Genomic DNA, 11,199 nt, shown 5'->3' with positions numbered 1-11,199 from the left:
GCAACCGAAGGTCAGCTATGAACAACCATTTTCGTAATTTGGCGCTGTGGGTGGTGATCGGGCTGCTGCTGTTCGCCCTGTTCCAGCTGTTCCAGAGCCCGGGGCAGCGCACGAATTCGTCCGAGATATCGTTTTCCCAGTTCATGGAAGAGACCCGCAACGGCAACGTCCGTGCGGTCACGATCCAGAATCAGGAAGTCACTGGCCAGTACGCCTCCGGCGGCCAGTTCCAGACCTACGTTCCGAAGGACACGGACTATATCCCCGCGCTCGAGGCCCAGAACGTCAACATCAAGGCCGAGCCGCCCAATGACGGCATCAGCCTCTGGGGCATTCTCGCCACCTGGTTCCCGATGCTGCTGATCCTCGGCATCTGGCTGTTCCTGATGCGGCAGATGCAGGGTGGCGGCGCCGGCAAGGCGATGGGCTTCGGCAAGTCGAAGGCCAAGCTTCTGAACGAAGCCCATGGCCGCATCCTGTTCGAGGACGTGGCAGGCGTCGACGAAGCCAAGGAAGACCTCCAGGAAATCGTCGACTTCCTGAAGGACCCCTCGCGCTTCCAGAAGCTCGGTGGCAAGATCCCCCGCGGCGTCCTCCTCGTCGGCCCTCCGGGCACCGGCAAGACGCTGCTCGCCCGCGCCATCGCCGGCGAAGCCAACGTCCCGTTCTTCTCCATCTCGGGCTCCGACTTTGTGGAGATGTTTGTCGGCGTCGGCGCCAGCCGTGTGCGTGACATGTTCGAGCAGGCGAAAAAGAACGCGCCCTGCATCATCTTCATCGACGAGATCGACGCGGTGGGCCGCCACCGCGGTGCCGGCCTCGGCGGCGGCAACGACGAGCGCGAGCAGACGCTGAACCAGCTTCTGGTCGAGATGGACGGTTTTGAGGCCAATGAAGGCATCATCCTCATCGCCGCCACCAACCGTCCTGACGTGCTGGACCCCGCGCTCCTGCGCCCCGGCCGTTTCGACCGCCAGATTGTCGTCCCGAACCCCGACCTCGTCGGCCGCGAGAAGATCCTCAAGGTCCACGTCCGCAAGGTGCCGCTGGCGCCTGACGTGAACCTGAAGACCCTTGCCCGCGGCACGCCCGGCTTTGCCGGTGCGGACCTTGCCAACCTCGTCAACGAGGCGGCGCTTCTGGCGGCGCGGCGCAACAAGCGCCTCGTCACCCACCAGGAGTTCGAGGACGCCAAGGACAAGGTGATGATGGGTGCCGAGCGCCGCACCCTCGTCATGACCGAGGACGAGAAGAAGCTGACGGCCTACCACGAGGCAGGCCACGCGCTGGTGGCGATCCACATGCCGGCGTCGGACCCGATCCACAAGGCAACCATCATCCCGCGCGGCCGTGCGCTGGGCATGGTGATGCGCCTGCCGGAGCGGGACCAGATCTCGCTGACCCGTGCCAAGTGCAAGGCCGACCTTGCGGTCGCCATGGGTGGCCGCGTGGCGGAAGAGATGATCTTCGGTCACGAGAAGGTGACGTCCGGCGCCTCGGCCGACATCAAGATGGCGACCAAGCTTTCCCGCGCCATGGCGACCCAGTTCGGCATGTCGGACGAGCTGGGCCCGCTTCTCTACAGCGAGAACGAAGACGAGGTCTTCCTCGGCCACTCCGTCGCCCGCAGCCAGTCCGTCTCCGAAAAGACGCAGGAGATGGTGGACCGCGAGGTGAAGCGCTTCGTCAACGATGGTTACGAGACCGCCACCGCGGTTTTGAAGACCAACATCGACGAGCTGCACACCATCGCCAACGGCCTGCTCGAATACGAGACGCTGTCCGGCGACGAGATCCGCGATCTCCTGAAGGGCAAGCCGCCCGTGCGGGACAATGCGGACGACGATTCGTCGACCCCGCGCTCCACCGCCGTGCCCACCACCGGCGGCAACCGGCCCCGTCCCAGCGGTGAAGGCGGCCTGGAGCCGGCCCCGTCCTGATCAGCGCCACCCGCGCTCTATGAGAACCAGACGACCGCCCGCAGCCCCGCTGCCGGCGGTCGTTTCATTTGTGTGGTCAGGTTGCGAAAGCGCCGAGGTTGACGGCGCACTCGGGCGGCGCAACTTTCGGCCCGATGGAGCGGTTCATTTCCGGGTTCCTGAGCCGGCAGCGCAAAGGGCAACCCCGCTCCAGTGAACCCTGGAGCGATGCTGAAGACGCAGCATTCTCCACCTTCCAGACCGTCGATCAGTTGGGCATTGGCCTTGCGAACGGCGACGCCAGTGCACAAAGCGCGGTGAACGCGATCCTGCACACGCGAGGGGCTGAAGTTTTACCTCCACGATGTCGCCACCCTCAGCGATCTGGCGGACCGGATCTTCTTCATCGGCAGTCTTGAGGCATTCGACGTTGATATCGGGCGGCTCAAAACGCGGCTCGGAATTGCGTCTTCGATTTATCCGCCGACCGACGACATCGGGGCGCATCGCAATCCGGCCGAAGCCGACCGCGACCTCTCGCAGACCGCAAGACAGGCCATTCAGGCCTGGCTCGCGCAGGACTACGAGATCTACCGCTGGTGCCCCCGGCGGCGTGAGGAGATGCAGGCGGGCTGATTCCAGCCGATGCGTGCGGGCCGCAGAACTGCTGGCGCGGCTGCTGTCGCGTCGGGTCTGTGCTACATTTCGCCCATGGACAAGATGACTGAGAAGGCGGGACTTCTGCCGCCGGATTATTTGCCGGACCTCCTCGCGTCCGGTCTTCACGTCGTCTTCTGCGGTACGGCGCTCGGGCGCGTTTCGGCCGAGCGCCGGGCCTATTACGCCCACCCCGGCAATTTCTTCTGGCGTGCGCTGGCGGACACCGGCCTCACGCCGGTCCGCCTTTCGCCGGAGGATTGGCCGACGCTGATCGACCACGGCATCGGCCTGACGGACGTTTCGAAATCGCACTACGGCAATGACGCCGAGCTTCCAGCCGGCGCATTCGACGCGGCGGCACTTTGCGACAGGATCGCGATGCACCAGCCCGCGATTCTTGCCTTTACGTCGAAAGCCGCGGCGGCTGCGGCGCTGGGCAGGCCAACCGGCAAGGTGGCGCTTGGCTTTCAGGAGGAAGCAATCGGCAAGACGCGCCTTTTCGTGCTGCCCTCGCCGTCCGGTCAGGCGCGCCGCTACTGGAACGCGGCGATGTGGCAGGCGCTGGCCGATGAAGTCCGCTCCCTGCGGCAGATGGTTGACTTGAATCCGCCAGACCAGCTTAGTCCCGTGAAGCTGGATTGAGGGTTGATGATGGCGCGAAAGTATTTTGGCACCGATGGCATTCGTGGTCGTGCCAACGGCAGGGCGATGACGCCTGAGGTTGCCATGCGCGTCGGCATGGCGACCGGGCTCGTGCTCGCCGCCGATCACGAAGGGCGCCAGCGCATCGTGATCGGCAAGGACACCCGCCTGTCGGGCTACATGCTGGAAACGGCGATGGTGGCCGGCTTCACGGCCGTGGGGGCCGATGTCTTCCTGCTCGGTCCGATGCCGACGCCGGCGGTTGCCATGCTCACCCGCTCGCTTCGGGCCGATATCGGCGTGATGATTTCGGCCTCCCACAACGCCTACGACGACAACGGCATCAAGATCTTCGGCGCAGACGGCTTCAAGCTGTCCGACGATGTGGAAGCCCGCATCGAGCGGCTGATGGACAGCGATCTCACCCGCCGCCTTGCCACCGGCGCCGACATCGGCCGTGCCAAGCGCGTGGAGGGCGACCGCTTCCGCTATGTGGAGTTTGCAAAGCGCACCTTCCCCCGCACCCTCAGCCTCGATGGATTGCGCGTGGTGGTCGATTGCGCCAACGGAGCGGCTTACCGCGTGGCGCCCGACGTTTTGTGGGAGCTCGGCGCTGAGGTGATGACCCTGGGCGTGGAGCCCGATGGCCTCAACATCAACCGCGACTGTGGGTCCACGTCGTTGGAGGCGATCCGCGCCAAGGTGCTGGAAGTGCGCGCCGACATCGGCATTGCGCTCGATGGCGATGCCGACCGCGTCATCATCATCGACGAGAAGGGCAAGGTGGTGGACGGCGACCAGCTCCTTTCCGTCATCGCCGCCTCGTGGCTGCGCTCGGAGCGGCTCAAGCACGCAACCGTGGTCGCAACGGTGATGAGCAACCTCGGCATGGAGCGCTATCTGGAATCGATCGGCGTCAACCTGATCCGCACCAAGGTGGGCGACCGCTATGTGGCCGAGGAAATGCGTGCCGGCGGCTACAATATCGGCGGCGAACAATCAGGCCACATCATCCTGACCGACTACACCACCACTGGCGACGGCCTGCTTGCCGCGCTTGAGGTCCTGTCCGTGGTCGCCCAGTCGGGCAAGCGAGTTTCGGAAATCTGTCACCGCTTCGAGCCGGTGCCGCAGATCCTGAAGAATGTGCGCTTCAACGGGGGCAAGCCTCTGGAAGCACCGGCGGTGACCGCGGCCATCAGCAGTGCCGAAGAGAAGCTCGGCAGCGCAGGCCGCCTGCTGATCCGCCCCTCCGGCACCGAACCGCTGATCCGCATCATGGCCGAGGGCGACGACGCTGCGCTCGTCAGCGCGCTGGTCGACGAGCTTTGCGAGGTGGTCAGCGCGAACGGCTGACCACCGGCACCGGAAGCGGCCTGCGCCGCCGGGCGCTTCGGCCCGTTTCAGGCGGTGTGGTGCACCGGCGGCACGCCATAGACCGGCGTGTCGAGCCCTTCCTGCCGCGCCTTGAGCTGAAGCGCCAGAAACAGCGAGTAGTGGCGCGACTGGTGCAGGTTGCCGCCGTGGAACCACAAATTTTCCTGCGCCGTCGGTTTCCACATGTTGCGCGGCTCGCCCTCCCAGGGGCCCGGGTCCTTGTAGGTGCCGGAGCCAAGGCCCCATACCTTGCCCACCTTGTCGGCCATCTCCGGTGAAACGAGGTCGGCGACGAACCCGTTCATGGACCCGTAGCCGGTGGCGTAGACGATGAGGTCCGCCGCAAGGTACGTTCCGTCGGTCAGCATCACGCCGTCTTCGGTGATCTCCTCCACATCGCCTGGCTTCACCTTGATCTCACCCGACGCGATCAGCTCCGAGGCGCCAATGTCGATGTAGTAGCCGGAGCCGCGACGGACATAGAGCATCTGGATGCCGCTCTCGTCATCGCCCCAGTGGAGCTGGAAGCCGGAGGCGGCAAGGCGATCGTAGAAGTCCTTGTCGTGGGCGCGGATCCTGTCGTGCAGCTCCTTCTGGTGCTCGTGCATGATTGCGTAGGGCCATGAGGCGAAGATCATGTCGGCCTTGTGCGTGGTAATGCCTTTTTCGAGCGCTTCTTCGGAGTAGAGCGGCCCGAGGCCAAGCTCCATCAGCGTGTCGGAGCGGACCACATGGGTCGGCGAACGCTGGATCATGGTGACGTCGGCGTCGTGCTCCCACAGGGAGGCCGCAATGTCATGGGCCGAGTTGTTGGCGCCGACAATGACAACGCGCTTGCCGGCATATCTGTCCGGTCCGGGGTGGCCGCTGGAATGGTGTTGCTCCCCCTTGAAGCGCTCCATCCCGCGAAATTCAGGCTTGTTGGGCTTGGCGGACATGCCGGTCGCAAACACCAGATGCGACGGCTTGAGGACCATTTCGGTGCCGTCGCGGTTGACGACGACGGTCCATGTCTTCGAGGCTTCATCGTAGCTGGCGGACTGGCAGGTGGAGCTGGTCCAGTAGTTCAGCTCCATGATCTTCGTGTACATTTCGAGGAAATCGCCCATCTTGTCCTTGGGAGCGAAGACGGGCCAGTTCTTCGGGAAGTCCATGTAGGGCAGATGGTCGTACCAGACCGGGTCGTGCAGGGCGAGAGACTTGTAGCGGTTGCGCCAGCTGTCGCCCGCCTTGGCGTTCTTCTCCAGAATGATGGCAGAGACGCCCAGTTGCCTGAGGCGGGCGCCGAGCGCGATGCCGCCCTGGCCGCCGCCGATGATGACCACATAGGGCTGCTCCTGCGAGCCCAGCGATTCGGCTTCGGCCTGGCGCTCTTCCAGCCACGACGGGCGCTGCTTGCCCTGTCCGTGCTTGGCGCCAAGGGGGCGGCGCGCGCCTACGGTTTCTTCAAAGCCCTTCAGCGCGGCCATGGCGGTGAGGAGGGTGTAGATCTTGCCGTTCTTCAGGCGGATGTAACCTTCGCCGGCGGCAACGGGCGTGTCGAAGGTGAAGAACGCCTTGGTGATGTCGCCATCGGTTTCCACGGCGTATCGCGGATCGAGTGCAAAGCCGGACGGGGCGGTCGCCGCAAGCTGGCTTTCCAGCATGTGGCGGATTTCAGCCGCGCCCTCAACCGTCTTGAGGTTCCAGGTGAAGGTGAGAAGGTCGCGCCAGTAGCATTCATCCGAAAACAGGGAGACGGCGCGGTCGATGTCACCGGCGCCGAGCGCGTCGCCCAGTGCATCCAGCACGGCGGTGACGGCGGATTCCGGGTTTTTTGTCAGCATTCGAGGTTCCTCCCGTTCGGCTCGTTTCGGCCGTTTGGAAGAGAGTTTGCTACCCCGCCGGGCGCATGGGAACCCGCCCGGTCTGAATTAGACGCGTTTCTCCCTCACCCCCAGCGGAGCGCCGGGGTGTGAACCGGTGCGTCCCACAATGCCGTCATTTCGTCGTCCAGCGCGGTGAGCGTCACCGAGGCGCCCTTCATGTCCAGCGACGTGCAATAGTTGCCCACAAGCGTCCGCGCGATGGTGATGTCACGGTCGTCGCACTGCCGGGCGACAGCATCCATCACCAGATAAAGCTGCATCAACGGCGTGCCGCCCAATCCGTTGACGACGGCAAGAACCCGGTTCGCTGCGGGCAGCGATGCGGCGATCGCGTCCATCATCCCGGCAACAATGTCGTCCGCGCTCTTCAGCGTGCCGCGGCGGCCGGGTTCGCCCTGGATGCCGACGCCGAACGCCATCTCGTCGTCGCCAAGGTCGAACATGGCGCGGCCGGCAGCGGGCACGGTGCCGGAGGTGAGCGCGACGCCGATGGTCGCCGAGGCGGCGTTGACCCGTTCGCCCAGCGCCTTGAGGTCTGCCAGCGCGCGGCCCTCCTCGGCCGCTGCGCCGACGATTTTCTCCACCACCACGGTGCCGGCAAAGCCGCGGCGTCCCTGGCTGTGGGGGTCGGTTTCTCCTGCCACGTCGTCAGTGGTGAGGACGGTGGCGGATGGTCCGCCGATCATTTCGGCGGCCCTCTCGAAATTCTTCACGTCGCCGGGATGATTCGTCACGATGAAAAGGATGCCCGCGCCGCCGTCCGCCGCTTCGGCCGCGGCAAGGATCTGGTCCGGCGTCGGGCTGGTGAAGATTTCGCCGGGGCAGGCGGCGTCGAGCATTCCTGTGCCCACGTAGCCGGCGTGCAGGGGCGCGTGGCCGGAGCCGCCGCCGGACACCAGCGCCACCTTGCCGCTCTTCTTTTGCCGGCGGGTGACGAAGCGCGGGGCAAAATGCACGGAGACCAGATCGCCGTGGGCGCGGCCGAATCCGGACAGGCTCTGGTCGAGCGCGGTGTCGGCGCTGTTGATGAATGATTTCATGGCGCTTCCTCGGTGTGGTCGGACATCAAGGGCAAAGGCCTTGGCTTGGGGGTGCGTGCGGGCACGCGGCGGGGGCGAGACTTTCCGGCGGGGCGGTGCGCCCTGTCAACGGGCCGCGGTGCGGTCAGCTGCCAGTCGCTGCGCTGATTTGCCCGGCTGGGGCGCCTGTGCCAGTAGGGGCGGGCCGGCCCGCCCCAGGACGTGGTGGGCGGACTTCTTTCGGAGCGTTCCATCTATGCGCGTTGTGATGATCGGCACCGGATATGTCGGCCTGGTGTCGGGTGCCTGCTTTGCCGATTTCGGCCACGAGGTGGTCTGCGTCGATACCAATTCCGACAAGATCGAAGGCCTGCGCAATGGCGTGATGCCGATCTACGAGCCGGGGCTCGACATTCTGGTGAGCGCCAATGTCCGCGCTGGCCGCTTGTCCTTCACCACAACCCCTGCCGACGCCATTGCGGCGGCGGATGTCGTGTTTCTGGCCGTCGGCACACCATCGCGCCGCGGTGATGGTCATGCTGACCTGTCCTACGTGTACGCGGCGGCGGAGGAAATCGGCCGCCAGATCCGCGGCTATACGGTGATCGTGACCAAATCCACCGTCCCCGTCGGCACGGGCGACGAGGTGGAAGCCATCGTGCGCCAGGTTGCCCCGGAGGCCGCGTTCGATGTGGCGTCCAACCCCGAATTTCTGCGGGAAGGTGCCGCCATCGGCGACTTCAAGCGGCCGGACCGCGTGATTGTGGGCGCCGAGACAGAGCGCGCGGCGGAGGTGATGCGCGAACTCTACCGCCCGCTCTACCTCAACGAGACGCCGCTTCTGGTCACCGGCCGCCGCACCGCGGAGCTGATCAAGTATGCCGCCAACGGGTTCCTGGCATTGAAGATCGGCTTCATCAACGAACTCGCCGATCTTTGCGAGGAGACCGGGGCCAACGTCCAGCAGGTCGCCAAGGGGATCGGCCTCGACAAGCGGATCGGCTCGAAATTCCTGCATGCAGGCCCAGGCTATGGCGGCTCCTGTTTTCCCAAGGACACGCTGGCCCTGTCGCGCACGGCGCGCGATGCCGGCGCCCCGCTCACCATTGTGGATGCGGTGATTGCCGCAAACGATACGCGCAAGGCGGCGATGGCCGACCGGGTGATCGCGGCAGCCGGCGGCACCGTCGACGGCAAGACCGTTGCGGTGCTCGGGCTCGCCTTCAAGCCCAACACCGACGACATGCGCGAGGCGCCGAGCCTTTCAATCGTGCCGGCGTTGCAGGCAGCCGGCGCCATCGTCCGTGCGTTCGATCCCGAAGGGATGGACGAGGCCGCGCCGCTCCTGCCGGGCCTGGTGTTCGCCAGCGGCCCGTATGAGTGCCTGGAGGGCGCGGACATTGCGGTGATCATCACCGAATGGGATCAGTTCCGTGCGCTGGATCTCAGGCGCGTCGCTGCACTGCTCACCGACAAGGTTCTCGTCGACCTGCGCAACATTTATGGCGCGGACGATGCAGCGCGCGCCGGACTGACCTACCGGTCCATCGGGCGCCCGTGAAGCGGCTGTCTGAACGCTGGCTGCGCTGGGCGTTCACTTCATCGGTGTGTAAGGTTTCCGCGCTAGGACGCCGCTGATTGAAACGCACAAAAGGATGCTGACCATGCGCGCATTTTACACGATCGTATTTTTCGTTTTCCTGGCGGCGGTGGTCATATTCGCCGTGCAGAACCTCACGACCGTGGGCGTCAGCTTCCTCGGCTTTTCCATTCAGGCGCCCATGGCGCTCATTATTGCGGCCGTCTATGTGGTGGGCATGTTGACGGGCAGCAGCCTGTTTGCGGCCCTTCGCAACTATTTGCGTCCCAAGGCGCACTGAAAGCGCCGCATCTGCCGGCCGGCACTCCGGGCGCTGGCTGGCTCCCGGCGTGTGGCGGGACGCAATGAAGCGCCCGTTATTTCGAAATTTTGCAATTATCGAACATGACTGAGACGTAATCTGGGCGATAAGGGAATCGTCCGATACTCTGGTTGCGCGGTCGACGCGTCCGGGGTTCTCTCATCGCTGCGTTTCTGCATTGCACTTGTGGCCGCAACGCAAGCTGAAAACCCGATGAGGCCGGGATGGCGGCCCAAATATTATGATTTCGGATGGATACTGCCTCATGAAATTCACGCTCGCTCTCTTGCTGGTCCCCGCTATCGGGATCGCGTCGGCGCAAGCCGATCCGGGAATAACCACCGCTGACGTAAATTTTCGCGCCGGGCCCAGCACATCGGACAAGTCCTTCGGCGTGCTGCCGAATGGCACGGACGTGGACATCGGCACCTGCGACGCGAACGGGTGGTGCGCCATCACCGTCGGCGGCGAAGCGGGTTATGCCAGCCAGAATTATCTCCAGTCACAGGCGCCCCTGACCACCGTTGCTGCGCCTTCCGGCTCTGGCGACGGCTCCGGGGGGAGCTCCGCTTCGGGCAGTGCGCCGGCCTATACGGCCGATGAGCTGGACACGCTGGTTGCGCCGGTCGCACTTTATCCGGATGCCGTGCTGGCGCAGGTCCTCGTCGCCGTCACCGTGCCGCTCGATGTCGTGAAGGCCCAGCGCTGGGTTGCCGCCAACAAGGATATGGCAGCGGACAAGCGCGCAGCTGCCACGAAGGCCGAAGGCTGGAACGAGAGCGTGGCGACCCTTGCAGCAGGCTTCCCCTCGGTGATCGACCAGCTGGGCAACAACCTCGACAACACGCAGGAACTCGGCAACGCCGTGATCGTGCAGAGCGACGACGTGATGGCCGCGATCCAGCGCCAGCGCGAAAAAGCCAAGGACCTCGGCAATCTGGCAAGCAACCAAGCGCAGACGGTGACGGTCAACAACAACAACGAGATCACCATCGCGCCCGCCAAGCCGGACACCATTTACGTGCCCACTTACAACCCGGCCACGGTCTACACCACAGCGGCCCCTGCGCCGGTTTATGTGGAGACAGGCAACACGGGCTACGACGCCGGCGCCGTACTGGCGACGGGGGCAATCTCGTTCGCGGCGGGATTTGCCGTCAGCAGCGTGTTCGATAACAACTGGAACCGCAATTATTGGTACGGGCCGCCCCGGATCAACTGGAACAACGGCAACTTTTACCCGCGCCCCGGCTACCGCCCGAACGTGCGCAACACCAACGTTCGCAACACCAATGTACGCGTTGGCAACGTCAACGTCGGCAACACCGTGAATGTGGGCAACCGGGTCGGCAACAACGTGGCGAACGGTGCCTGGCGGCCGACGCCGCAGCAGCGCGCCAGTGCCCGGCACAACATCAACACGCGCAATGGCGTTCGCGATGTCCCGCGGCGTGACCGTGGCGCGGGTCCGGTCCAGCGCCAGCGGCCCAACGCAGCCAGCATGGAGCGCAGTCTGGAGCGCCAGCGCACGGGTGCGCCGCGCCGCACGACACAGGCGAGGCGCGCGCCGGCAGCGCGGGCGCACCACGCAAACGTTTCGCGTCCGGCGCGGGCAAAGGCGCCGCGGCGCGCGACCCCGCAGCGGCGTTCCGCCTTCCATCAGGAACGCCACCGGCGGCCGGCTGCCTCGGCGCGGGCGCGCGGCAACCGCAGCATGCACCGCGGCGGTCGGGAATTTCGTGGCAATCGAGGCGGCCGGCGCGCTGGCGGCTTTGGGCATCGTGGCGGGGGGCGTCGTTGATCATGTCAGGCA

Annotated in this window: 8 protein-coding genes; 6 read left to right on the top strand and 2 right to left on the bottom strand. The window is 65.3% G+C overall.

Annotated elements, in window-relative coordinates; genetic code table 11:
- The first annotated feature begins 17 nt into the window (after window positions 1-17).
- From ftsH to glmM, 3 genes are all read left to right on the top strand, one after another.
- Entirely contained in the window at window positions 18-1,940 is a 1,923-nt protein-coding gene (ftsH, locus tag RDV64_RS05520) for an ATP-dependent zinc metalloprotease FtsH (protein WP_309198276.1), read from the top strand.
- 690 nt (window positions 1,941-2,630) lie between these two features.
- Window positions 2,631-3,221 (top strand): mismatch-specific DNA-glycosylase, encoded by a 591-nt coding sequence (locus RDV64_RS05515; protein ID WP_309198275.1) that lies wholly within the window; start codon window positions 2,631-2,633, stop codon window positions 3,219-3,221.
- A 9-nt stretch (window positions 3,222-3,230) separates the two neighbouring features.
- Window positions 3,231-4,577, top strand: coding sequence for a phosphoglucosamine mutase (glmM, locus tag RDV64_RS05510; RefSeq protein ID WP_309199436.1), 1,347 nt, complete (start codon window positions 3,231-3,233; stop codon window positions 4,575-4,577).
- A gap of 47 nt (window positions 4,578-4,624) precedes the next feature.
- On the opposite strand, the gene RDV64_RS05505 is transcribed toward glmM, so the two are convergent.
- Together RDV64_RS05505 and RDV64_RS05500 are read right to left on the bottom strand one after the other, a co-directional pair.
- Complete coding sequence (locus RDV64_RS05505; protein ID WP_309198274.1) at window positions 4,625-6,424, bottom strand: NAD(P)/FAD-dependent oxidoreductase; 1,800 nt, start codon at window positions 6,422-6,424, stop codon at window positions 4,625-4,627.
- Window positions 6,425-6,528: 104 nt separating this feature from the next.
- Window positions 6,529-7,506, bottom strand: coding sequence for a dihydroxyacetone kinase subunit DhaK (locus tag RDV64_RS05500; protein WP_309198273.1), 978 nt, complete (start codon window positions 7,504-7,506; stop codon window positions 6,529-6,531).
- Window positions 7,507-7,741: 235 nt separating this feature from the next.
- On the opposite strand from RDV64_RS05500, the gene RDV64_RS05495 reads away from it, so the two are divergent.
- The 3 genes from RDV64_RS05495 (at window position 7,742) to RDV64_RS05485 (ending at window position 11,187) form a co-directional block, all read left to right on the top strand.
- Entirely contained in the window at window positions 7,742-9,046 is a 1,305-nt protein-coding gene (locus RDV64_RS05495; RefSeq protein ID WP_309198272.1) for a UDP-glucose/GDP-mannose dehydrogenase family protein, read from the top strand.
- Between the two features lie 94 nt (window positions 9,047-9,140).
- Window positions 9,141-9,365 carry a hypothetical protein gene (locus RDV64_RS05490; RefSeq protein WP_309198271.1) on the top strand — a complete coding sequence of 75 codons (225 nt, stop codon included), beginning with the start codon at window positions 9,141-9,143 and terminating at the stop codon, window positions 9,363-9,365.
- Window positions 9,366-9,651: 286 nt separating this feature from the next.
- On the top strand, window positions 9,652-11,187 hold the full coding sequence (locus tag RDV64_RS05485; protein ID WP_309198270.1) for a DUF3300 domain-containing protein: 1,536 nt from the start codon (window positions 9,652-9,654) through the stop codon (window positions 11,185-11,187).
- The last annotated feature ends 12 nt before the right edge of the window (window positions 11,188-11,199 follow it).

It is taken from the genome of Acuticoccus sp. MNP-M23, assembly GCF_031195445.1.
Lineage (GTDB): Bacteria > Pseudomonadota > Alphaproteobacteria > Rhizobiales > Amorphaceae > Acuticoccus.
Note: the sequence above shows the minus strand (reverse complement) of the source record. Positions and strands in the feature narration are given on the sequence as shown.